The following is a 22,937-nucleotide window of genomic DNA, read 5'->3' on the forward strand; positions in this document are numbered from 1 at the left end:
CACCCTCAGCGCAGCGATCGTCCCCGCTGCGGTGGTGGCCCCTGCCCGGGGTGCCACCGCGGCGCGCCGTCGCCGGCCGGATGCGACAGCGTGGCGAGCACGTGGGCCAGGTGGTGCGAGGTGCTCCACGCCGCCCAGTTGGCGGTCGAGCCGGCCCCGGCACCCCGGCGGGCCCGGCGCAGCAGCTCGTGGTCACCCCAGGAGAAGGCCGCGCCGATGGTCGGCCAGTGCGGTGCCGACACCAGCGTGCGACACAGGTCGGCGAACCGGTCGTCGCCCCGGCCGCCGCGTCGCGCCCAGCGGTAGACCCACCAGCTGCCGTCGTCGGTGTAGCGCACGGTCGGCAACCGGTCGCCAGGGTCACCTCCACCCGGCCCGGCCGGGTGGACGCCGTAGTCGCCGTAGTCGACCCCGGCGTCGGCCAGCCGCCGCCACAGTCGCCAGTCCCACCGGTCCAGTTGGACCGGCTCGTCGGTGGGCAACCGGGACAGCGTCGGGGGCATCCCGCCGGCCGCCACCGTCACCGACCGCCAGGCGTGTCGGCGTGCCCAGTCCAGCAGGTGGCGTACCCGGGGCTCGGCGGTCCGCACATCCGCCGGGCAGCAGACGTCCCCCGCGTCCACCAGCAGGTCGCACTCCTCCGGGGCGAGGCCGGTGAACCGCCAGATCCGTTCCACCGCTGTGGTGCTCGCGTCCGGGCCGGCCCGGTCCTGACCGGCCCGGAGCCGGACGAGCGCCCGCCGGCCGTACGCCCGCGCCGCCGCGCCGTGCGCGACCAGCCGGTGGTCGCCCTCGGAGAGCCCGATCACCGGCACCACCGGTACGCCCCAACGGGTCAGCTCCGCCTCGGGGATGTCGGGCAGGGCGCTGACGTCGACGGCGGGCAGCAGCCCGGACGGCATCCGGCGAATGGCGTCCATCGTGGAGCGACCGATCTCACCGATCTCCAGGATCGGGGCGACCAGCGTGGCGTGCGCGGGATCGAGGTGGCTCAGGGCCTCAAGCTCGCCCCGTCGGTTGGCGAGGATGGGGCGGTAGACCGGTGCCGCCGCCCGGCCCCCGTGGGCGGGCACCATACTTCAATCTAGCCAGGCGTACGGACATGCCCCAGGAATGTAAGCCGGAATTCGGCTGTTCGACTGTCGGTTCGGCGACTAGCATCCCCCGATGCCCACGCCGATCCACCGTTACCGAACCGACGACGAGGACAGCGCGCGCTGGAGCGGGTTCCCGTTCCGCGACGGTGACATCGTGATCAGCACCCGCTCCAAGAGCGGCACCACCTGGATGCAGATGATCTGTGCGCTCCTGGTGCTGCGTACCCCGCAGTTGCCGCAGCCGCTGACAGTGCTGTCGCCATGGCTGGACTGGTTGGTCGAGCCGCAGGCCACCGTGTACGACCGGCTGGCCGCCCAGCCGCACCGGCGGTTCATCAAGACGCACACCCCGCTGGACGGGATTCCGCTCGATCCTCGGGCGCACTACGTGGTGGTGGCCCGGCATCCGCTGGACATGGCGGTCTCCCTCTACCACCAGGGCGCGAACCTGGATCGGGTACGCCTCGCCGAGCTGACCGGCCAACCCGTCCCCACCGGGGAATCTCCGCAGCGGCCCTCGGCGCGGGAGTGGTTGCCGAGCTGGGTCGACCGGGAGGCGGACCCGCGCGCCGAGCTGGATTCGCTGCCCGGGGTGCTGATGCACCTCACTGACGCGTGGGCCCGCCGGCACGAGCCGAACGTCGAGCTGGTGCACTACGACGACCTGCTGGCTGATCTGGGCGGTGAGATGCGCCGGCTGGCCGACCGATGGAAACTCCCGAGCCCGGGGCCGGACTTGGTGGAGGCGGCCACCTTCGGTCGCATGCGGGAGCAGGCCGACCGGCTCGCGCCGGACACGCTCGGTGTGCTGCGTGACCGCCAGGCGTTCTTTCGCCGGGGCGGCTCAGGTCAGGGGCGCGATCTCCTGAACGAGGCCGGCCTCGCCCGCTACCAGCGACGGGTCGCGGCGTTTGCGCCACCCGACCTGCTCACCTGGCTGCATCGCTGAGCCACAAGAGCGCGCGGCGCCGCTCCGTGGTCGGAACGTCGCCGCGCTCTGGCCGTCTCCCACCACCGCAGCCGTTCGGCGGTACGTCGGCGGGGACCTGGCTCGACCGGCCGTTCACGCCGGTCCGCTCCTCGATCCCCGGTACGTGCGGATCCAAACCCTCCCAGCGTGGGGAATTCCACCATTCGTGAAGCCCGGCGTGGCACACCGCCGGACGGGGTATGAGCGTGGACATGGAGCATTTCACTATCGCGACTGTCGCCGAGCAGAGCCCGGATTTCCGGCGCGTGCTGTGGACCGGTGAGCACACCCAGTTGGTCATCATGACCATCCCCGTCGACGGGGAGATCGGCGAGGAGGTGCACGAGGACATCGACCAGATCCTCACCTTCGTGAGCGGCGTCGGCGAGGCGCGGGTTGCCGGCTCGAAGCGGAAGGTCGTCGCGGGCGACCTGGTCGTGGTGCCGGCGGGCACCAAGCACAACTTCGTCAACACCGGCCCCAACCCGCTGGTGCTCTACACGGTGTACGGGCCGCCGGAGCACGCCGACAAGGCGGTGCACAAGACCAAGGAAGAGGCCGACGCGGCCGAGGCGGCGGGCGAGGACGAGCCACCGACCGAGTGATTCGTCCGCCGAGCGATGCCCGATGGGCAACCGGCCAGCCACGGAGCCGCCGAGGGCAATGTCGGGCAGAGCCTGATGTCTGTGAGTCATCGTGATGACTCACAGACATCAGAGTCAAAAGAACAACACGCTCCGGCCCCGCCGGTGACTCAGCCCAGCCTGTCGAGGGCCTTCTCGTTTCCGCGGATGCCACTGGCGCTGGTCGCGTCCGGGAAGGCGTCCGGCCTGATCCGGGCCGATTCGGGTACCCCCGGCGGGTGGAGCAGCAGCCGCAGATCTCCGACTACGGGTTCCTGTCGGACTCCCGTTCGGGTGCCCTGGTCGGCAAGGACGGCTCGATCGACTGGTGGTGCCCGAACCGGTTCGACGGGGCGTCCGTGTTCGCGCGGTTGCTCGACCCTGGAGCCGGTCACTTCCGGCTGGCGCCGGTCGGGGCCGGCGGCCCGGGTCACCGGGTGGAGCGCGCGTATCTGCCGGACACACTGGTGCTGCGAACGGTGCACCACACCCCGCACGGCAGTGTGGCGGTCACCGACGCGCTGGCCGCCGAGGTCGGCGCCCGCGCCCACGAGTTGGGCAAGAACTCACCCGCCGTGCTGATCCGGGTCGTCGAGGGGATCTCCGGGCGGGTACGGATGGCGTTGGACTTCGCGCCCCGCCCGGAGTACGGCCTGCTCACGCCGTACCTGCACGAGCAGCCGGACGGCGGGGTGCTGGCCGGTGCCGGCCCGGTGGTGCTGATGTTGCGTGCCGGCGGCCTGCACCTGCGGGCGGGCACCGACCGGGTGAGCCACGAGTTCGAGGTCTCCGCCGGTCAGGTGATCGGGATGGACCTCGCGTTCGGCGAGGCGTACGGCGACCCGCCGGCCCGGGTGGACCCGCTGACCAGCCTCGCCGAGACGACGCAGGCGTGGCGGGCGTTCCGGGAGACGCACACCTACTCCGGTCGCTACCCCGAACTCGTCACGCACAGCGCGACGGTCCTGACCGGCCTCACGTACGCCCGCAGTGGCGCGGTCGCCGCCGCGTTGACCTCCTCGTTGCCGGAGCAGATCGGCGGCGACCGGAACTACGACTACCGCTACTCCTGGTTGCGGGACTTCTCGTTGACCATGCGGGCTCTCTGGGTGGCGGCCTGCCCCGACGAGACGTCGCGGCTGTTCACCTGGGCGACCCGCTCGATCGGGCGGTTCGGCGACGAGCCCGTGCCGGTGCTCTTCGGGCTGGAGGGGGAACGCGACCTCTCCGAGCACCACTGCAACCACCTGCGCGGCTACCGCGACAGTCGACCCGTGCGGGTCGGCAACGACGCCTGGCGGCAGCGGCAGCTCGACGTGCCGGGTGAGGTGATGTCGGCGGTGTGGCGGCTGCGCGACTACCTGGGCACGCGGTTCGAGGACGAGCTTCTGGAGATGGTGCTCGGGCTGACCGAGCAGGTGGCCACGACGTGGCACCTGCCGGACCGGGGCATCTGGGAGACCCGCGACGAGGAGCGCCACTACCTCTCGTCCAAGGTGTCCTGCTGGTTGACCATGGACCGGGCGGTGGGGCTCGCCGACCGGCTCGGGGATCGGGCCGACCCCCGTCGCTGGGCGCGGGTCCGCGACGAGATCCGCGACACGGTGCTGCGCGAGGGGTGGAACGAGCGGATCGGCGCGTTCACCGGCGCGTTCGGATCGCCGGAGCTGGACGCCTCGGTGCTCGCCCTGCCGGTCACGCACTTCCTGCCGGCCACCGACCCGCGGATGCGCTCGACGATCGCGATGGTCGAGCGTGAGCTGGGTACCGAGGACGGCCTGCTGCGGCGCTGGACCACCGACCCCGCCGGATTCCTGCTGTGCTCGTTCTGGCTGGTGGAGTGCCTGGTGATGACGGGTGAGCCGAAGCGCGCCGAGGCGCTCTTCGAGCGGGTCGTCGGGTACTCCAACGACGTGGGACTGTTCAGCGAGCAGATCGACCTCACCACCGGCGCGCAACTGGGCAACACGCCACAGGCGCTCTCGCACATCGGGCTGATCAACGCGGCCTGGCGGATCACCGAGCCGGAGAGCTACTGATCCGACCGGCGAGGGTGCCGACGGGGCGCGCCGTCACCTCAGGCCATCAGGGGTACGCCGGAGACGTCGACGGTGTCCGGATACTTCAGCCCGGCACCGGTGTTGAGCACCACCACCCGTTCGCCGGCCCGGATCCACCCGCCCGCGCGCAACTGCCGGGCCGCCGTGAGGCAGGCCGCCCCCTCCGGGCAGAGCAGCAGCCCCTCCCGGGCGGCGAAGTCCCGCAGATCGGCCAGGATGTCCGCGTCGTCCACGGCGACCGCCGTGCCGGAGGACTCCCGCAGCGCCGCCAGGATCAGCTCGTCGCCCAGCGGGGCCGGCACCGTGATGCCGAACGCCACGGTGTGCGCGTCCGTCCACGGCTGGGCCCGATCCTCGCCGGCGGCGAAGGCCCGCACGATCGGGGCACAACCGGTGGACTGCACCGCCACCAGCCGGGGCAGCTTGTCGCCGATCCAGCCGAGCTCGCGCAGCTCGTGCATCGCCTTGTGGATGCCGATCAGGCCCACCCCGCCGCCGGTCGGATAGATGATCACGTCGGGCGCCTGCCAGCCGAGCTGCTCGACGATCTCGTACCCCATCGTCTTCTTGCCCTCCAGGCGGTAGGGCTCGCGCAGCGTGCCGGCGTCGAAGATCGTCCCGTTCGACTCCGCGATCAGCTCGGCCACCCGCCGACCGGCGTCACCGATCAGCCCGTCGACCAGGCGCAGGTCGGCGCCGGCGGCGACACACTCGCGCCGGCAGATGCCCGGCGCCTCCAGGGGCATGACGATCGTCGCGCCCATCGCGGCCCGCGCGGCGTACGTGGCCCAGGCCGAACCGGCGTTGCCGTTGGTGGGCATCGCGATCCGCTCGACGCCCAGCTCGCGGGCCCGGCTCACCCCGACCGCCGCGCCCCGGGCCTTGAACGAGCCGGTCGGGATCAGCCCCTCGTCCTTGACCATCAGATCCGCGATGCCGATCTCCATGCCGTACGCCGGAGCCCGCAACAGTGGCGTCCAGCCCTCACCCAGCGTGGTGACGTGCCGAGGGTCGGCGACCGGCAGCAGCTCCCGGTAGCGCCACAGGTCGGCCGGGCGCAGCGGAAAGTGTTCCGGGGTGACCGCGGTCGCCACGGCCGGCAGGTCGTAGCGGGCCAGCAGCGGCGACCCGCACTCGCAGAGATTCTGTAACCGGTCGGCGGCGTGCTCCTTGCCGCAGCGCGGGCAGTCCAGGTGAGTCAGGTACACGTCGCTCCTCGCCGTCACACCGCGTCGATGCTCAGCCGGTGCCGGCTGTGCCCGGGAACCACGGCGGAGTCTGCCAGTGCGTACCGGACAAGACCAGCCATCGAGCAGCTCCCGGCGTTGCGTGGCGGCCGGCGGACCGGTGCGCTGGACGTCGGAGTGTCCGGTTCGCTCGGCGGCCGGGGGCGCGGCGGGGTAGAACGGACCTCATGGACCTCACCGACCAGCCCACCGCCCTGCTCCCCGGTGACGTGCGGATGCCCCTGCTCGGCTTCGGCACCTGGCAGGCCACCGGCCAGGCCGGTTACGACGCCGTGCTGGCCGCGCTCGACACCGGCTACCGGCACCTCGACACCGCCACCGTGTACGGCAACGAGCGGGAGGTGGGCCGCGCGGTACGCGAGAGCGGGCTGCGCCGCGACGACGTCTTCATCACCACCAAGCTCCCACCCAACCGGGTGGGCCAGGAACGCGCCACGCTGGAGGCCAGCCTGGAGGCGCTCGGCGTCGACCACCTGGACCTCTGGCTGATCCACTGGCCGCCGTCGTCGCCGACGGACAGCATCCCGCTCTGGCGGGAGCTGATCGCCGCCCGGGACGAGAACCTCACCCGGGCGATCGGTGTCAGCAACTACAGCACCGCGCAGATCGACGAGCTGATCCAGTCCACCGAGGAGAACCCGGCGGTCAACCAGATCGAGTGGAGCCCCGCGCTGTACGACCGGCAGCGGCACGCCGAGCACCGGGACCGGGGCGTGGTGCTGGAGGGGTACAGCCCGTTCAAGACCAGCGACCTCAGTGACCCGGTGCTGGTGAGGATCGCCGCCGCGCACGGTGTGTCGCCGGCCCAGGTGGTGCTGCGGTGGCACATCGACCACGAGATCGTGGCGATTCCGAAGTCGGTGACCCCGGAGCGGATCACCGCCAACTTCGACGTCTTCCACTTCTCGCTCACGGCGGAGGAGATGCGCGACATCGACGCGCTCGGCGAGGTCTGATCGGCGAATTCCTTCAGTACGCGACGCGGCGGTGAAGGGTATCGACATCGACGTACGTGACGGTATAGCGTCCCGTCATCACGTTCGTCGATCCGTTCGTACCCGCCAGTCGCTGGAGGATCGCCATGGCCCGAACCCCGTCCATCCGTCTGCCCCGTCGTGGGGTGCTCGGCATCCCCGCCCTGGTGGTCGCCGCGCTGACCGTCGTCACCCGACCCGCCGCCGCGAGCGCCGCGCCGAAGGCCGAATGCCTCGCCGACCTGCTCCAGGACGCCTGATGGCGACGATTCCCTGGCTGGTGGACGTCCTGCGCGCGGCCGGGGTCCAGGTCGTCGTCGAGGGGGACTGGCTCAACCGGATGCGGCCCGGCTCGTTCGACCCGATCGGGGTGCTCTGGCACCACACCGCCTCGACCTCCAGCGCCAGCAACCCGCACCCCGCGCTCGGCATCTGCATCAACGGTCGGTCCGACCTACCGGGCCCGCTGTGCCAGGCGCTCGTCGACTACAACGGTGTCTTCCACGTCATCTCCGCCGGTCGGTGCAACCACGCCGGAGTCAGCGGCGGCAGCGGACCGATCCCCGCCGGGGACGGCAACACCCTGATGATCGGGTGGGAGATCGACTACAACGGTGTCAACCAGGAGATGACCGCCGCGCAGTACAACGCGTCGCTCGCCGCCACCGCCGCCGTCCTCACCCGGCTCGGGCGGGACAGCAGCTACGCCCGAGGCCACCGGGAGACCAGCACCACCGGCAAGATCGACCCGTCCTTCATCGACCTGAACGTCATGCGCGCCGATGTGGCGGCGAGAATGGCCGGCGGCGGCACGGCCTGGTCCTCCACCGTGGACAACACCACCAGCGGTCGGTTCACCGCCAGCGCCAACTGGGGTGTGTCGTCGTACTCCAGTCAGCGCTACGGCGCCGACTACCGGTACGCGGACCCGGTCGCCGCCAGCGACGTCGCGTGGTACCGGTTCAACGTCCCGGCCACCGCCACCTACCGGGTCGAGGCCTGGTGGCCCGCGAACTCCGGCTACAGCAGCGCCGCCCCGTACATCGTCGCCACGAGCGCCGGCAACCAGACCGTCCGGGTCGACCAACGGGCCACCGGCGGGCAGTGGCGTGTCCTCGGCACGTTCACGCTGCCGGCAGGGGACGCCAACCGGGTCGGCGTGAGCCGGTGGAGCAACACCACCGGCCTGGTCATCGCCGACGCCGTACGCCTCACCCGGGTCTGACCTCGGCTGGCCCTGGTTCGACGACCCGGCTTCCGGGGAGTCGGGGTGTTCCGAGCAGGCGGATGCCCCGACTTCACGGGATCGGAGTGGACCGAGGCGGCGGCAGCACGCGCGCATCCGGAGGCCGACGACCGCGGGTCGCGCACGGAGAGGTGCACTTGCCGGTGCCGAGCCCGTCGGTGCCCGCACGATGAAGCCACGAGCCGTGTACCTCGTTGACGTGGACGTCGCCACCCGCCCGCGTGTAGGACGCCTGCCAGTCGCGGATGGTCTCGTAGGCGCCGTGGTCGAGATAGTCCAGGTGCAGCTCGAGTTCGACGTGCTGCCCCGGGGGCAGGGCGGCGAGTCGGCGGGTGAGCCGGCCGGAGGCGACGAACGCGAGTGTTCCGGTGATCGACACGAGCCACGCGCCGGACGTCGGCTCGGTGACGTGGATCTCGCACCGGGCCAACCGCCACAACATGAAGAGCACCGCCGTCGCCATGCCCAGCCCGACCCCGATGAGCAGGTCCGTCGCGGCCACGCCGACGGCGGTGACCACGTAGATGGGCAGCTCCCGGTGTCGGGCGTAGGTGCGGATCTGGGCGAGGCTCACCAGCCGTACGCCGACCACCACGAGGACCGCGGCGAGCGCGGCCATCGGGATCATCTCCAGCAGCACGGCACCGGCCATCACGAACCCGGCGATCCAGACTCCGTGCAGGATGGCCGAGGCGCGGGTGCGTGCCCCGGCCGCGACGTTGGCCGAGCTGCGCACGATGACGCCGGTGACCGGGAGGCCGCCGAGCGTTCCGGACACGGCGTTCGCGGTGCCCTGGGCGATGAGTTCGCGATCGAGGTTCGCCCGTGGGCCGTGGTGCATCCGGTCGACGGCCACCGCCGAGAGAAGAGATTCCACGCTCGCCACCAGGGCGATGGTGAGGACTGCCGGGAGAACCTCCCACAGCGGTGCGTCGGGCCAGCGGGCGAAGGTGATCGCGCTCAGGGGGTTGGCCGGCAGATCGACCCGCTCCACGTCGGCGCCGGTGGCCGTCGCGACCACGGTGGCGACCACCACCGCCACCAGGGTCGCGGGCAGCATGGTGGTCTTGACCAGCCGCGACCAGACCAGCAACAGCGTCATGGTCAGCGCGCCGAGCAGCACTGACACACTGTGGTAGTCGGCGACCTGGCCGGGTAGGTCACGGAGATTCGCCCACGCCGAACTCTGGGGCGCGCCGCCGAGCGCGACGTGGACCTGGCTCAACGCGATGACCAGGCCGATGCCGGCCAGCATCCCGTGTACGACTGTTGGCGACAGAGCGAGCGCGGCCCGCCCGAGGCGGGTGATGCCCAGCAGGATCTGCAGGAGCCCGGCGACCGTCACGATCGCGGCCGTGCCGGCGAAGCCGAACTCGGCGATGGTGCCCGCGACGATCACCGTGAGCCCCGCCGCCGGCCCACTGACCTGGAGCGGCGCCCCGCTGAGCGCGCCGGCGACGATGCCGCCCACGACGGCCGCGATCAGCCCGGCCAGCAGCGGCGCTCCGGAGGCGGCGGCGATGCTCAGGGACAACGGGATGGCGATCAGGAAGACGACGACCGACGACGAGACATCGTGCCGAAATGACCTTAAAGCCGACATCTACCAAAAGGTACTTAGATAATATTAATGCATAGTTAAGCGTGATTCTTTCATCCTCGATATGGTGATTGGTCGCGCGGAATTTCCACCGCCGGTGTGCGTGAACCCGCGAGCAGCGACGTGCGGGGGCGTGACCGTCCAGGTCACGCCCTCGCCGTGGTGGTGTCGGCTCAGTTGCGGGAGCAGTTCGCCCCGTTGAGCGAGAAGCTTGTCGGCGACGAGTACGACCCGCTCAGGCTGCCCTGGTAGCCGAAGCTCGCGGTGCCGCCAGGCGCGATCGACCCGTTGTGGCCCACGTTGCGGGCGGTCACCGCTGACCCGCTCTGGCTCACCGTGGCGTTCCACGCGCTGGTGACCGTCTGCCCACCGGGCAGCGAGTAGTTGAGCGTCCAGCCGTTGATCGCGCTCGACCCGGTGTTGGTGATCTGCACGTCGGCCGTGAAGCCGTTGTTCCAGGAGTTCGCCGTGTACTTCACCGCGCAGCTCGCGCCGCCGCTCGGCGGCGGGGTCGTCGGGTTGGTGGGCGGCTGACCGCCACCGTTGACGCTGGCCGAGAAGGAGTTCACGGCCAGTCCGACGCCGCCCTGCCACGGCTCGAAGCCGGCCTGGATGCTGGTCAGGTACCAGGAGTTGGTGATCGCGCCCCGGTTACGGGTGTCGTTGATGAAGTCCAGCACGCTGAAGTTCAGGCTGGAGATCGCCGACTGCGCGACGTAGGAGATGACGTTGTTGGAGCCGTTGCTGCCCCGCCAGACCTCCCAGGTGCGGCCGGCCAGGTTGGTGGTGCCGACCACCGAGCCGATGGGCTGGATCGAGCCCTGCCGGTTGAGCCAGATCATGATCTCCATCTGGTTCACCCCGTCCCGCTTGGGCGACGGGTCCAGCCAGATGTCGTACGACGCGTTGTAGGTGGCGCCGCTGACGTACCGGTAGGAGATGCTGCTGGTGGCGCTGCTGATCTGACTCACCTGCATCGGCAGGTTCGTGCCGGGGGAGCAGTTGGTGTAGTGACAACCGAAGAACACCGAGGGGTACGCCGTCGGCGCTCCGTTGGTGGGGCTGCTGCCATTCAGCGTTCTGATCTCGAAGCCGTTGTTGGTGACGTTGATGCACTGCTGGGCAGTGGTGCCCCAGCGGTTGTTCTGCACCACGTAGCGGCCCTGGATGGTGGTCGAGCCGTACTGGTCACAGATCAGGGTGTCGGCGGAGGCGTTGCCACCGAGAGCCACGGCCACCAGCGAACTGGCGACCAGCAACCCGGCGGCGGCCAGGGCTCGAATACGACGTTTCATGACGCTCCTTGACTCGGCGCGTGCCGGGCGCCGGATGTGGTGGGGTGGTACGGGAGCGCTCCCACGCTCAACGACACATTTACATGCCTGAAACTGCTGCGCAACCGTCCGCGTCGATCCGGCGAATTGTGAGGATTGCCATTCCCCGCCGCACGGCTGCCGACGGACGGCCAGCCAAGCGGCCCGGCTCGCCGACGGGCGGCGGGGTGCCGACCGATTGGGCCTGGTGTGCGCCGATCGCTCCGAGTAGCGTGTTGCCTCCAACGCGTGCCGCTCCCCCTCCGGAGGCGTACACCACCATGGGTGGCTCCCCCCTGCGCATCCTCGTCGTCGGCGCGGGCATCGCCGGCCTGGCCGTAGCCCGGGCGCTGCGCCTGGCGGGCTTCCGGCCCGACGTCACCGACAAGCTGCCCCCGGGGGAGTCCACCGAGACCGGTCTCTACCTGCCCGGCAACGCCGCCCGCGCGCTGCACCGGCTCGACCTGCACGACCCCGTCCGGCCGACCGGACAGGTGATCCACCGGCAGCGGTTCTACGACGCCGCCGGAGCGCAACTCTGCGAGGTCGACCTCGACGCCCTCTGGGCCGGCGTCGGCGAGTGCCGGGCGCTACCCCGGGCCGACCTGCACCGGGTGCTGCTCAGCGGTGCCGGCGGCGCCGTCCGGCACGGCGCCGAGGTCCGCACCCTGGAGCTGCTCCCGGGAGCGGTGGGCGTCACCTTCACCGACGGCACCACCACGGAATACGACCTGGTGATCGGTGCCGACGGGCCACGCTCCTCGGTCCGCGCGCTGGCCGCGCTGGGCGGACCGCCGCGCCCGGTCGGGCAGGTCGTCTACCGGGCCGTCCTGCGCGACGGTCCACCGGTGCCCGAGTGGACCGCGCTGCTCGGCCAGCGCTCCGGGTTCCTGATGGTGCCGATCGGTGCCGGACGGCTGCACATCTACGCCGACGAGGCCGGCACCGAGGAACCCGCGGACCCCCTCGCCCGGCTGCGGGACCTCTTCGCCGACTACCGGGGCGCGGTGCCCGAGGTGTTGGCCGCCCTCGACGAGGTGCACGTCGGGATCACCGACGAGGTCGAGTTGGGTCGCTGGTACCGGGGACGGGTCCTGCTGGTCGGCGACGCCGCGCACGCCACCGCGCCGACGCTGTCGCAGGGTGCGGCGATGGCTCTGGAGGACGCCGTGGTGCTGGCCGAGTCGCTGCGCGCCGCCAACAGCGTGGAGGCGGCCCTGGTGGCGTACGAGAGTCGTCGCCGTCCGCGTACCCGATGGGTGCGGGACCGGACCCGGGACCGCAACCGCACCAGGGACGTCCCGCCGGCGCTGCGCGACCCGCTGCTGCGCGGACGCGGCGACCGCATCTTCGGGGAGCACTACCGGCTCCTGCTCGGCCCGCTGTAGGCCCGTAGTAGATCGTGTCACGCCACCCCACGCGGCGCTGCGACCTGCCGGGGACTATCCTCCTTGCGGATGACGGCCCGCCGATAACCAGCGTGTGCCGAGCGGGACAACCGAGAACCGGAGGCCACTCGTGACCACCGTCGCACCCAAGCCGGTCGTGACCCGGCCCTGGCCGGTCCGGGAGCCGGTCAAGGGGTCGGCCATCGCGCGGCTGCTGCGAACCACGGACGCGAAGCAGATCGGGATCATGTACATGATCACCGCGTTCGTGTTCTTCATGATCGGTGGCCTGATGGCTCTGGTCATGCGTGCTGAGCTGGCCCGACCCGGGCTGCAGTTCCTGTCGCCCGAGCAGTACAACCAGCTCTTCACGATGCACGGCACGATCATGTTGCTGTTCTTCGCGACGCCGATCGTGTTCGCCTTCGCGAACTACATCGTGCCGATCCAGATCGGTGCGCCGGACGTCTCCTTCCCCCGGCTGAACAGCTTCGCCTACTGGCTGTACCTGTTCGGCGGCACGATGGCGACCGCCGGATTCATCACCCCGGGTGGGGCCGCCGACTTCGGCTGGTTCGCGTACGCGCCGCTGAGCAGCGTCGAGCACTCGCCGGGCGTCGGCGCCAACATGTGGATCATGGGTCTGGCCATCTCCGGCCTGGGCACCATCCTCGGCGCCGTGAACATGATCACTACGGTGCTGACGCTGCGCGCGCCCGGCATGACCATGTTCCGGATGCCGATCTTCACGTGGAACATCCTGGTCACCAGTCTCCTGGTGATCCTGGTCTTCCCGCTGCTGGCCGCCGCGCTCTTCGCGCTCGCCGCGGACCGCATCCTCGGCGCGCACGTGTACGACCCGGCAACCGGTGGGCCGATGCTCTGGCAGCACCTGTTCTGGTTCTTCGGGCACCCCGAGGTCTACATCGTGGCGTTGCCGTTCTTCGGGATCATCAGCGAGGTCATCCCGGTCTTCTCCCGCAAGCCGATCTTCGGCTACAAGGGTCTGGTCGCCGCGACCGTCGCGATCGCCGCGCTCTCCATGAGCGTCTGGGCGCACCACATGTTCGCCACCGGCCAGGTGCTGCTGCCGTTCTTCAGCTTCCTGAGCTACCTGATCGCCGTGCCGACCGGTATGAAGTTCTTCAACTGGATCGGCACCATGTGGCGGGGCCAGATCAGCTTCGAGACGCCCATGCTCTGGGCGGTCGGCTTCCTGGTCACCTTCCTCTTCGGTGGTCTCACCGGTGTGCTGCTGGCCAGCCCGCCGATCGACTTCCACGTGTCGGACTCGTACTTCGTGGTGGCGCACTTCCACTACGTGCTCTTCGGCACCATCGTGTTCGCGGTCTTCGCGGGCATCTACTTCTGGTTCCCGAAGATGTTCGGCCGGATGCTCGACGAGCGCCTGGGCAAGGTGCACTTCTGGCTCACCATGATCGGCTTCCACACCACGTTCCTGGTGCAGCACTGGCTCGGCAACGAGGGCATGCCCCGTCGGTACGCCGACTACCTGCCCAGCGACGGCTTCACCACGTTGAACACGATCTCCACGATCGGCGCGTTCATCACCGGTATCTCCACGCTGCCGTTCATCTACAACTGCTGGAAGTCGTACAAGACCGGCCCGGTGGTCGAGGTGAACGACCCCTGGGGCCACGGCAACTCGTTGGAGTGGGCGACCAGCAGCCCGCCGCCGCTGCGCAACTTCGACCGGATGCCGCGGATCCGCTCCGAGCGGCCGGCGTTCGACGCGAAGTTCCCGGAGTTGGCAGCCGGTGGCCAGAGCCTGGCCGGCCCGCCGGAGGGTGGCGCCAAGCCGCTCACCAGCGAGTCGGACGGCGGAGCCAGCTACCGCGAGGACACCGCGAGCGACGTCGACCGACACTGACGCTCAAGCTCACCAGTACGACGGGCGCCGCCCCCGGGACACCGGGAGCGGCGCCCGTCGCCATGTTCCGCCCCGGTCAATCTCTACTGCTCGCCCTCGTCCCAGCCGCTCCCCATCACCGCCGAGGCCCGCTCGACGTCGACTCGGTCCGCCCTGGCCTGGCCTGGCCCGACCCGTCCCGACCCGTCCCGACCCGGCCTGGCCCGGCCTGGCCTGGCCTGGCCTGGTCTGGCGTGGTGTCCGTTCGCTCGGCCCGGTTGGGCCCAGCTCGGTTCGGCCCCCGCCTGGCATCGGTTCGCTCGGCCCGGCCCGGCTGCATCCCGGCGGTTGGGCGGTTGAAGCCTCGCGGCCACGTGGTTGGCTCGCTTCGGCCTGGCGTCGGTCCGGTTCGGCCCTTGGCGTCGACGCGGCTCTAGGGCGGGCAATGTCGCTGGTGAGCGTGATGTCTGTGAGTCATCACGATGACTCACAGACATCACGCTTAATGGCATGTATGCCTGCCGGCTGTCGGGCGGAAACCGCGATCTGCGGCTCCCGGCACGACTGAACTGGACTGGGCCGATTCAGCTACGTCAGACATAGAGCGCTCTGGCGACACTGCTTCTGCCCGGCCCGCCCCTGTCCGGCCCGCCCCTGTCCGGCCCGCCCCTGTCCGGCCCGCTCGGCCCGTGCTCGGCCCGCGGTGCTCGGCCCGTGCTCGGCCCGCGGTGCTCGGCCCGCCTGGTCCGGGGTGTCTGGCTCGGCAGGTCCGCCGGGGGCCCGGCCTGCTGCCCGGGGACCCGGCCGGGTTTGCCGCGCGGGGCGTGCGCGGCTTGCTGGCTCGGTCCGGGCTGGGCCGCTGGGTCTGGGTCCGGCTGTCAGCGGGCGGTTAGGGTGAGGTCGGCCTCGGCGGGCGGCGGGATGGCCGCTTCGGCGATGCGGCGGCGGCGCAGCTCGATCGGCAGCACCACCAGGGTGACCAGCGCACCGAGCGCCCCGGTCACCACGAAGCCCCAGAGTGGCGCGCTGGCGTCGATCACCGCGCCGGCGAGCGGTGCGCCGACCGCGATGCCGACGGTGACCGCGGAGCCGTGCAGACCCATCGCCTCACCGCGTACCTCGGCCGGAACCAGGCGGCTGACCGCGTCCGAGCCGGCCGCGATGGTCGGCGCGCAGAGCGCGCCAGCGGGGATCAACGCCAGGCACAGCAGCCACCAGTGCGCACCGCCCAGCCCCACCGGAATGGTGCACAGGGCAAGCGCGGCGGTCAGTGCCAGCGGGGAGAACGAGCGGTGTACCGCCCCGTAGGCGAAACCGCCGGCCAGCGAGGCGACCGCCCAGATGGCCAGGACAGCTCCGGTCCAGCCGACCTCGCCGCTGGCCCGCAGGACGGCGACCACCGCCACGTCGGTGCCCCCGAGCACCAGGGTCGCGGCCGCGCTGAGCGCCAGGATGGCGAGCAGTCGCGGGGTCAACCACTCGCGGCGCGGCACCCGGCGTTGTGGGCCGGTGGGCTCGGTCGCCTCCCGGATCGGTGGGTTGACCACCCACAGGGCGATTCCGGCGGCGACGATGCCGCCGCCGACCAGATACATGGTGGTCTGCGCGGAGATCGCGGTGACCAGGGCCACCGCCAACGCTGGGCCGATCATGAAGGACAGCTCCACCGACATCGAGTCCAGTGCGTAGGCGGGGCGGCGTTGGTCCTCGGGGACCCGCGCGGCGATCGACTGACGGACCACGGAGAAGATGGGCAGGGCCAGGGAGCCGGCCACGAACGCGGCCGGCAGGAGCACGGGGTACGCCAGCGACGGCGCGGTGGACCAGAAGATCGCCTCAGCGATCGCGGTGAGCACCAAAACCGGGCGCAGTCCACGCCGGTCCACGAGTCGACCGAGCAGCGGCCCGCCGATCGCCGCGCCCACTGTGACCGCCGCGCCCACCAGGCCGGCTGCCCCGTAGCCCCGATCGAGATCGAGCACGACGTGGAACGTCAGCGTCACCCCGGTCGCGGTGAGCGGGATGCGGGCGAGGACGGCAACCAGTAGTAGCGACCGCAGGCCGGGCAGGGCGAGCGCCCGCCGGTAAGGCTTCATGTTCACGTGGGTCCGTACCTCCGGCGTCATCCTCGACCGGCGGCGGCTCCTTGGCCAATCAATTAGCGCCTCATGCGGCCCTGATCACAGGCTGGCCGTGCATGACCACCCCGGCGCCCTCCATCGCGCGTAGGGCCACGTCGGTGGTCTCCGGGGCGACGGCGGCGGTCAACTCCAGCAGAACGGTGGTGGAGAAACCCTCCCGGGCGGCGTCCAGCGCGGTCGCCCGGACGCAGTGGTCAGTGGCGATGCCGACCACGTCGACCCGGTCCACGTCGCGCCGGCGCAGCCAGTCGGCCAGGCACTCGCCGTCGTCGGCATGGCCTTCGAAACCGGAGTACGCGGCCGCGTGCTCGCCCTTGTGAAAGATCGCCTCGACCTTCGCGGTGTTCAGTTCCGGGTGGAACTCCGAACCGCTGGTGCCGACCACGCAGTGCCGGGGCCAGGACTCCACGAAGTCCGGGGGATCGCCGAAGTGGGCACCCGGGTCGACGTGGTAGTCCTTGGTGGCGACCACGTGCGTCCACCGGTCCGGCTCGCTGGCGAGCAACCGGGAGATTCCGGCGGCCACCCCTGCGCCGCCGGCGACGGCCAGCGATCCTCCCTCGCAGAAGTCGTTCTGCACGTCCACGATGATCAGCGCGTTGGCCATCGGGGGGTTCCTCTCTCCGCGCGGTCGGTCGGTGGTGCTCGGGGGATGACTCAGCCAGCGGGTACGACGGTTACCGGCACGGCCGGGTCGCCGGCCGAGAGCTTCAGTCCTTCCCACGGGATGGAGATCAGGCACTCCCGCAGGTGCTCGCGTGACTCGTCGAGGGTCGGCAGCGGCACCGACTCGCCGGCGACCACGTACGACTGCTGGAGCAGGCGGTCGTTGGGCTGCCGATCGGGAACGCCCTGCGGGACGATGACCTCCTCGGTGGCGGTGCCGGTCGGCTTGTGCCGGCGGACCGCTACCTTCCGGCCGCCGATGGTGGCCTTGTGCTCGGAGCGCTTCACGACCGGCCGGCCCTCGACCTCGACCAACTTGTAGACCAGCCCGGCGGTCGGTGCCCCGGAGCCGGTGACCACGGCCGTGCCGGCGCCGTACATGTCCACCGGTTCGGCGGCCAGCGCGGCGATCGCGTACTCGTCCAGGTCACCGGAAACGATGATCTTGGTCTCGGTGGCGCCCAGCGAGTCGAGCAGTTCCCGGGACTGCGCAGCGATCACCGCGAGGTCGCCGGAGTCGATCCGTACCGCCCGCAGGTCCGGCCCGGCCACCGCGATGGCGTTGCGGATGCCCTGGCTGATGTCGTACGTGTCGACCAGCAGCGTGGTGTCCTTGCCCAGCGTGGCGACCTGCGAGGCGAACGCCGCCCGCTCGTCGTCGTGCAGCAGGGTGAACGCGTGCGCTGCCGTGCCCGCCGTCGGGATGCCGTAGCGCGCGCCGGCCGCGAGGTTGGACGTGAACCGGAATCCGGCCAGGTACGCGGACCGCGCCGCGGCCACCGCCGCCTCCTCGTGTGCCCGACGTGACCCCATCTCGATCAGCGTCCGGCCCCGCGCCGCGGTCACCATCCGGGCCGCCGCGGCGGCCACCGCGCAGTCGTGGTTGAGCACGGAAAGCGCCACCGTCTCCAGCACCACGCATTCGGCGAAGCCCCCGGAGACGGTGAGGATCGGTGAACCGGGGAAGAACAGCTCGCCCTCGGCGTACCCGTCGATGTCGCCGGTGAAGCGGTAGTCGGTGAGCCACGCCGCCGCCGTCTCGTCGACCACCCCGGTCCGCAGCAGGAAGTCGACCTCGGTGGGGTCGAACCGGAAGTCGCGGATCAGCTCGATCAGCCGGGCCGTCCCGGCGACCACGCCGTACCGGCGGCCGCTGGGCAGCCGGCGGCTGAACACCTCGAAGACACACCGGCGGTCGGCGGTGCCGTCCTTCAGTGCCGCGCTGACCATGGTCAGCTCGTAGTGGTCGGTCAGGAGCGCGGGGCGGTGGATGCTCACCGCCCCAGCCTAAGGTTCAGCTCGGGTCGCCGCCGTCGTGGCCCGGGATCGAGCGCAACGCCGCCCACAGTTCGGCCCGGCCGGTGACGCCGAGCTTGGCGTAGATCCGCTGGAGGTGGTTCTCCACGGTGCGCGCCGAGAGGTAGAGCCGTTCGGCGATGGCCCGGCTGGGAGCGCCGTGCGCGGCGAGGCGCGCCACCTGCCATTCCCGCTCGGTGAGCACTGGCGCGCCTGCCTGGAGCGCCGGCGTCCGGATCAGGTCGCAGCGCCCGAGCAACCCGGCGAGGCGTTCCCGGGCGTCGTTGGCGGCGGCCGAGTGTTGCCGGCGCAGCCGCTGGACGGCCTGGGAGGTGGCCTCGGTGGCGTAGACGGTCAACTCCAGCGCGGCGTAGTCGTCGGCGACCGCCAGCAGGTCGGTGGGGGAGTCGGTCACCGCGGCGCGGGCGTGTCGGGCCAGCAGCGGCGGGAGCACCCCGTCGACCCGCTCGGAGAGCTCGGCGAGGCGCTGCGCGACAGTGCGGCGGCTGCCGTCGGAGCAGGTGGGGCCGACAGCCATGCCCGCCTGGTCGAGTCGGACCAGGTCGTGCAGGACATGCACCTCGTGCCCGGCGAAGCCGTCCGAGCGCAGCCGGTCCACCAGGTCACCGAGGTGTTTGACCGCGCCCGGCAGGTCGCCCGAGGCGGCGAGCGAGGCGCCCCGGGCCTGCTCCAGCCACGGGTAGAGCACCGCCATGCCCGGCGCGTGCGTGCGGTCGGCTTCGGCCATCGCCGCGACCGCCTGCGCGGCGTCACCGCGCAGCGCCGCCGCCTGGGCGCGTTCGGCCTGGGCCAGACCGGCGTAGACCCGGCTCGTGGCCAGCACCGCGCAGGCACCCAGCGAGGTACGCATGGCCGCGTCGCTCTGCCCACGCAGCCGGGCCGCATACGCTTGGAGGATGGCCAGGTAGCCGGTGCCGAGGCGGAAGTCGCCGGCTCCGGCGAGGTCGGCGAACTCGTCGGCCACGATCGCGTCGATCCCGGCCAGGTCGCCGGTGAGCATCAGCCGGGTGCCTCGGGCCAGTTCCAGGGCCAACTGGAGGTACGGCATGTCGGTGCGCCAGCTCGCCGCGGCAGAGTGCACCTGGGCGATCGCCGTACCGCTGCGGGTCAGCTCGCCCTGCGCTGCCTGGACGTACGCGATGGTGGAACGGGCCAGCTCACGGGCGGCGACGCCCGCCGCCGGCCGGTCCAGCACTCGTCGGCTGAGCTGCACCGCGGCGGCCGTGTCCAGGCGGTGCAGGCGCATGATCGCCTCGAATGCGTGCACCCGGGACCGGTCGGCGGAGTCGCTGAGCTGCTCGGCCCGGCTGGCGATCTCCTCCACCGTGGACTCCCGGCTCAGCCCCCAGTAGCTGACCATGCCGCGGACGGTCAGCCACCGGCAGAGCCGCCGCTCGTCGCCGGGCTCGGGAGCGACCGCGTCGAGGACGTCGATCGCCTCGTCGGGCCGGTCGGCGAACATCAGGATGGTGGCCAGCAGCTCCGCCGCGTCGTAGCCGCCGTCGGTGTGCAGCGCGGCCCGCGCCAGGCGGGTCGCCAGCGGCACGTCGTAGCGGGTGAACGCCTGCACCGCGGCGTCCAGCAGCAGAGCCGGATCCTGTGCGGTGCCCGAGTCGAGTCGCCAGACCGCCACCCGCAACAGGTCGTCGCGTCGGCGTTTGCCGACCTGCTCGAGCAGCTCGGCGAGGTGTGCCTGAAGCCGGCGGGTGCGGCTGACCGGGCAGCGACGGCGCATGACCTCGCCGTAGAGCGGGTGTGCCAGCCGGACGTTCGTGCGCCGGTCGTGCTGGATGACGGTGATCAGCCCGCGTTCCTCGGCGGTCTCCACGTCCGACTGTTCGGCGGCCTGCCTCAGGAGGTGCAGGCCCAGCGGCTCGCCGAACGCGACCAGCTCGACGACCGCGCGGACGCCGTCGGTGAGCTTGCCGACCCGGGTGTCGATGAGGTCGGTCAGGTTGGGCGCCAGTTCCAGTCGCCCGGTCCACTTCCAGATCCCGTACGTGCGCTTCAACTCGGCGCTGCCGTTGGCGGCGTGCACCAGCTCGCGCAGCAGCAGCGGGTTGCCGGCCGACAGCCGGCCGAGCCGGTCGGCGGAGTTGGCGTCGACCGGGCCGCCCAGGATCGCCGCCAGCAGGTCGGTGGTCTCCTCCTGCGGCATCGGGGTCAGCTCGACGTGCTCGACCAGGTCGTCGGTCCAGAGTGCGCGGATCGGCAGTGGGATCTGCTCACCGTCGCGCAGGGTGCCGACCACTGTGGCGTTCTCGGCGCGGGCGACGAGATGCACGAGCGCGGCCGAGGGGGGATCGAGCAGGTGGGCGTCGTCGATGGCGAGCACGATCCGTCGGCCGGCCGCCTGCTGTTGCAGCACGTTGAGCGCCCAGCGCAGGATGCCGGCGGGGGAGAGGCCCTGCGGCTGCTCGGCGGGGAGGACCTGGACGAGCCCGCCGAACGGCAGCGCGGCGGTGGTGGCGCTGGCGGCGATGGACCAGATCGCGAACCGGTCGGTGGGCAACGCGCCCACGCCCTCGCGCAACAGGCGACTCTTGCCGATGCCAGCGCTGCCGCTGAAGAAGAGCCCGCGGCCGGCCTCGCCGGTCACGGCCTCCAGCAGGCGGTTGAGCTCATCCGTGCGGCCGACGAACTCCCATCGACTCATTCGCGCAGCATATCGACCGGAATCCGTCCGCGCCCGTACCGTCACCGTGCGAAGTTGAGTAATCGCACAATTACCGCTGAGTACTCGAGGTGTTCCGCTCGGTTGCCGGCCCGCCCGTAGTCTTCCGACATCCGGGTTGACGTACCGGAAATTTCGCGACCGGACCCCCGGTCACCTGCAACGGGAGGCACCTGATGAAGCAGGGCCCTCTCCCCTCGGTCGATTCGCCCGGCGACATGACCGGCCCAGCCGACCTGCCCACCTGCGGCCCCCTCCCCACCCGGGTCGGCGTGTCCGGCGCCGCCCCGGACGAGCCGCTCGGTGTGGTCGCCGTCGGTCCGGCCGGTGCCGAGCGGCGTGCGGTGCTGGCCACCCTGCTCGGGCTCGACCCGGTCATGCTCACCGTGCCGGCGGGCAGCTGGTTGGTGGTGCGCGACGCCAAGGTGCCCACCCGGGCGGCGTTCGTGCCCGGTTACCGGCAGCCGCACTCGTACGGCGCGGACCGGGACGCCGCCGGTCCGGCGTTGGCCCGCCCGCCCCGGCGTGTCGAGCTGAGCGTGCCTCAGCCGCTGCTGCGGCACTTCACCCTGGTCGACGTTCCGGACACCGCCACCCTCGGCGTGTCCGGCACCCGGGTGCTGCTCGAAGCGGCGGGCCGGGCCGGCGCGTTGCTCTTCGTGATCGCCGCCGACCAGGCCTTCACCGCCGCCGAGTTGAACCTGCTGGCCGAGGTCGCCCCGACCGCGGTGGAGGTCGTCTTCGCGGTCACCCCGGGTGCGGCGGGTTGGGCTCCGCTGGCCGACGGCACGGCGACTACGGAGGGCGCGGGGGCGTCCGTCCCGCCGGTCGGGGGTGCGGAGACCGAGGTGGATGCGGTGGCGGTCACTGTGGAGGCACACCGTGCGGCGCTCCTGGCCGCGGTGCCGGCGCTGGCCAGCGCGCGGTGGTTCCCGGTCGACGGGGCCGACACCGCCGCCGACCTGCGGCGGGCGCTGGTGGGTTGGGCGTCGCGTGAGGGGTTGCAGCGGGCCAGCGTCGACCCACCGATCCTGCCGGGCCAGCAGGGCCGCGTCGCCGTGGCCGCCGATCCGGGTGACTGGTCCGAGCGGCTCGACCGCCACGCCCGCTCGTGTGCTCAGCGGATCCGCCAGCACCTCGCCCTGGAATTGGCGAACATCCACCTACGGGCCGTTCAGGAGATCGTGTTCGGGGTCGGCCTCGCCGGCCTGCCGGATCTCCTCGACCGCGAGATGGCGGCGTTGTCGTTGCTGGCCACCGCACAGTGCGATCAGGCGGTGCGCGGCATCATGACCGACGTCGCGTCCCAGGTGCTCGGCGCGCCGCCGGCCGAGGGCGTGCGCCGCCGGATCGCCACCGCCGTGCGGTACGGCCTGGCCGACCACCGGCCCGGCCACGAACTGGACAAGGTGCTGTTGATCACCAGCACCGCCGGAGTGGCCGAGTTGACCGGCCTGGAGGCGATCGACGCCGCCGCCAGCTATCCGGTGGCGTCCCGTGACGAGGTGCTCCCGCCCATCGCGGTGGCGCTCTCCGGCGGGTGCTGGCAGCAGTGGCGTACGCCCGGCAACGGCGACCACAGCGCGGCGCGGGCCTGGTCCCAACGGGCGGTGCGTGAGGTCGAGTTGGGGTTGTCCCGGGAGATCTCCCGACGGTTCGAGGTGATCCGCCTCTCGCTGGGCGTGGTGCTCTCCGATGCAGTCGATCACGGCATTCTGCTCGCCTGACGGCGCGTCCACCGGTTGGTCCGG

Annotated in this window: 17 protein-coding genes; 9 read left to right on the top strand and 8 right to left on the bottom strand. The window is 71.5% G+C overall.

Annotated features, from left to right (window positions below; all coding sequences use genetic code 11):
• Nucleotides 1–5: 5 nt before the first annotated feature.
• Nucleotides 6–1,076, bottom strand: a complete 1,071-nt coding sequence (locus tag AB0877_RS20195) for a hypothetical protein (RefSeq protein WP_366610588.1) — start codon at nt 1,074–1,076, stop codon at nt 6–8.
• Nucleotides 1,077–1,167: 91 nt separating this feature from the next.
• On the opposite strand from AB0877_RS20195, the gene AB0877_RS20200 reads away from it, so the two are divergent.
• From AB0877_RS20200 to AB0877_RS20210, 3 genes are all read left to right on the top strand, one after another.
• Nucleotides 1,168–2,046, top strand: coding sequence for a sulfotransferase domain-containing protein (locus tag AB0877_RS20200; RefSeq protein ID WP_366610589.1), 879 nt, complete (start codon nt 1,168–1,170; stop codon nt 2,044–2,046).
• A 233-nt stretch (nt 2,047–2,279) separates the two neighbouring features.
• Entirely contained in the window at nt 2,280–2,672 is a 393-nt protein-coding gene (locus AB0877_RS20205; protein ID WP_366610590.1) for a cupin domain-containing protein, read from the top strand.
• Between the two features lie 257 nt (nt 2,673–2,929).
• Nucleotides 2,930–4,729 carry a glycoside hydrolase family 15 protein gene (locus AB0877_RS20210; RefSeq protein ID WP_366610591.1) on the top strand — a complete coding sequence of 600 codons (1,800 nt, stop codon included), beginning with the start codon at nt 2,930–2,932 and terminating at the stop codon, nt 4,727–4,729.
• A gap of 38 nt (nt 4,730–4,767) precedes the next feature.
• Here the strand turns inward: AB0877_RS20210 and AB0877_RS20215 are convergent, their stop codons facing one another.
• Nucleotides 4,768–5,958 (bottom strand): threonine synthase, encoded by a 1,191-nt coding sequence (locus AB0877_RS20215; protein WP_366610593.1) that lies wholly within the window; start codon nt 5,956–5,958, stop codon nt 4,768–4,770.
• Nucleotides 5,959–6,164: 206 nt separating this feature from the next.
• Here AB0877_RS20215 and AB0877_RS20220 point away from each other — a divergent pair, with 206 nt between their 5' ends.
• The 3 genes from AB0877_RS20220 to AB0877_RS20230 all read left to right on the top strand — a co-directional run bounded on the left by AB0877_RS20220 (nt 6,165) and on the right by AB0877_RS20230 (nt 8,196).
• Complete coding sequence (locus AB0877_RS20220) at nt 6,165–6,953, top strand: aldo/keto reductase (RefSeq protein ID WP_366610595.1); 789 nt, start codon at nt 6,165–6,167, stop codon at nt 6,951–6,953.
• 125 nt (nt 6,954–7,078) lie between these two features.
• A complete protein-coding gene (locus AB0877_RS20225; RefSeq protein ID WP_238666485.1) occupies nt 7,079–7,231 on the top strand; it encodes a hypothetical protein in 153 nt (50 codons plus the stop codon).
• Nucleotides 7,231–8,196, top strand: coding sequence for an N-acetylmuramoyl-L-alanine amidase (locus AB0877_RS20230; RefSeq protein ID WP_366610597.1), 966 nt, complete (start codon nt 7,231–7,233; stop codon nt 8,194–8,196). The genes AB0877_RS20225 and AB0877_RS20230 overlap by 1 nt, the downstream gene beginning before the upstream one ends.
• Before the next feature lie 73 nt (nt 8,197–8,269).
• On the opposite strand, the gene AB0877_RS20235 is transcribed toward AB0877_RS20230, so the two are convergent.
• Both AB0877_RS20235 and AB0877_RS20240 read right to left on the bottom strand, forming a co-directional pair.
• A complete protein-coding gene (locus AB0877_RS20235) occupies nt 8,270–9,820 on the bottom strand; it encodes a SulP family inorganic anion transporter (protein ID WP_366610598.1) in 1,551 nt (516 codons plus the stop codon).
• A gap of 170 nt (nt 9,821–9,990) precedes the next feature.
• Nucleotides 9,991–11,112, bottom strand: coding sequence for a cellulose binding domain-containing protein (locus tag AB0877_RS20240; protein WP_366610599.1), 1,122 nt, complete (start codon nt 11,110–11,112; stop codon nt 9,991–9,993).
• A 299-nt stretch (nt 11,113–11,411) separates the two neighbouring features.
• Here AB0877_RS20240 and AB0877_RS20245 point away from each other — a divergent pair, with 299 nt between their 5' ends.
• Complete coding sequence (locus AB0877_RS20245; RefSeq protein ID WP_366610600.1) at nt 11,412–12,518, top strand: FAD-dependent monooxygenase; 1,107 nt, start codon at nt 11,412–11,414, stop codon at nt 12,516–12,518.
• A 130-nt stretch (nt 12,519–12,648) separates the two neighbouring features.
• Nucleotides 12,649–14,409, top strand: coding sequence for a cytochrome c oxidase subunit I (ctaD, locus tag AB0877_RS20250; protein WP_210780947.1), 1,761 nt, complete (start codon nt 12,649–12,651; stop codon nt 14,407–14,409).
• Between the two features lie 857 nt (nt 14,410–15,266).
• On the opposite strand, the gene AB0877_RS20255 is transcribed toward ctaD, so the two are convergent.
• Genes AB0877_RS20255 through AB0877_RS20270 form a run of 4 tightly spaced genes read right to left on the bottom strand, consistent with a single transcriptional unit; the run spans nt 15,267 to nt 21,168 of the window.
• The gene (locus tag AB0877_RS20255) at nt 15,267–16,514 is read right to left on the bottom strand and encodes an MFS transporter (RefSeq protein WP_366610602.1); all 1,248 of its coding nucleotides are present in this window, start codon (nt 16,512–16,514) and stop codon (nt 15,267–15,269) included.
• 40 nt (nt 16,515–16,554) lie between these two features.
• Nucleotides 16,555–17,136: an isochorismatase family protein gene (locus AB0877_RS20260; RefSeq protein WP_366610603.1), complete on the bottom strand. Its 582-nt coding sequence runs from the start codon at nt 17,134–17,136 to the stop codon at nt 16,555–16,557.
• Nucleotides 17,137–17,186: 50 nt separating this feature from the next.
• Complete coding sequence (locus AB0877_RS20265) at nt 17,187–18,473, bottom strand: nicotinate phosphoribosyltransferase (RefSeq protein ID WP_366610605.1); 1,287 nt, start codon at nt 18,471–18,473, stop codon at nt 17,187–17,189.
• 16 nt (nt 18,474–18,489) lie between these two features.
• Complete coding sequence (locus AB0877_RS20270) at nt 18,490–21,168, bottom strand: LuxR C-terminal-related transcriptional regulator (RefSeq protein WP_366610606.1); 2,679 nt, start codon at nt 21,166–21,168, stop codon at nt 18,490–18,492.
• Nucleotides 21,169–21,362: 194 nt separating this feature from the next.
• On the opposite strand from AB0877_RS20270, the gene AB0877_RS20275 reads away from it, so the two are divergent.
• On the top strand, nt 21,363–22,913 hold the full coding sequence (locus tag AB0877_RS20275; protein ID WP_366610607.1) for a hypothetical protein: 1,551 nt from the start codon (nt 21,363–21,365) through the stop codon (nt 22,911–22,913).
• Nucleotides 22,914–22,937 lie beyond the last annotated feature (24 nt).

It is taken from the genome of Micromonospora sp. NPDC047644 (genome assembly GCF_040704315.1).
In the GTDB taxonomy this organism is placed as follows: Bacteria; Actinomycetota; Actinomycetes; order Mycobacteriales; family Micromonosporaceae; genus Micromonospora.

Bases quoted from the DNA above. Each gene is read 5' to 3' on its own strand.
- AB0877_RS20220 (WP_366610595.1), top strand. From the start codon at position 6,165: ATGGACCTCACCGACCAGCCCACCGCCCTGCTCCCCGGTGACGTGCGG.
- AB0877_RS20235 (WP_366610598.1), bottom strand. From the start codon at position 9,820: ATGTCGGCTTTAAGGTCATTTCGGCACGATGTCTCGTCGTCGGTCGTC.
- AB0877_RS20270 (WP_366610606.1), bottom strand. From the start codon at position 21,168: ATGAGTCGATGGGAGTTCGTCGGCCGCACGGATGAGCTCAACCGCCTG.
- AB0877_RS20245 (WP_366610600.1), top strand. From the start codon at position 11,412: ATGGGTGGCTCCCCCCTGCGCATCCTCGTCGTCGGCGCGGGCATCGCC.
- AB0877_RS20200 (WP_366610589.1), top strand. From the start codon at position 1,168: ATGCCCACGCCGATCCACCGTTACCGAACCGACGACGAGGACAGCGCG.
- AB0877_RS20195 (WP_366610588.1), bottom strand. From the start codon at position 1,076: ATGGTGCCCGCCCACGGGGGCCGGGCGGCGGCACCGGTCTACCGCCCC.
- AB0877_RS20230 (WP_366610597.1), top strand. From the start codon at position 7,231: ATGGCGACGATTCCCTGGCTGGTGGACGTCCTGCGCGCGGCCGGGGTC.
- AB0877_RS20225 (WP_238666485.1), top strand. From the start codon at position 7,079: ATGGCCCGAACCCCGTCCATCCGTCTGCCCCGTCGTGGGGTGCTCGGC.
- AB0877_RS20275 (WP_366610607.1), top strand. From the start codon at position 21,363: ATGAAGCAGGGCCCTCTCCCCTCGGTCGATTCGCCCGGCGACATGACC.
- AB0877_RS20205 (WP_366610590.1), top strand. From the start codon at position 2,280: ATGGAGCATTTCACTATCGCGACTGTCGCCGAGCAGAGCCCGGATTTC.
- AB0877_RS20255 (WP_366610602.1), bottom strand. From the start codon at position 16,514: ATGACGCCGGAGGTACGGACCCACGTGAACATGAAGCCTTACCGGCGG.
- AB0877_RS20260 (WP_366610603.1), bottom strand. From the start codon at position 17,136: ATGGCCAACGCGCTGATCATCGTGGACGTGCAGAACGACTTCTGCGAG.
- AB0877_RS20240 (WP_366610599.1), bottom strand. From the start codon at position 11,112: ATGAAACGTCGTATTCGAGCCCTGGCCGCCGCCGGGTTGCTGGTCGCC.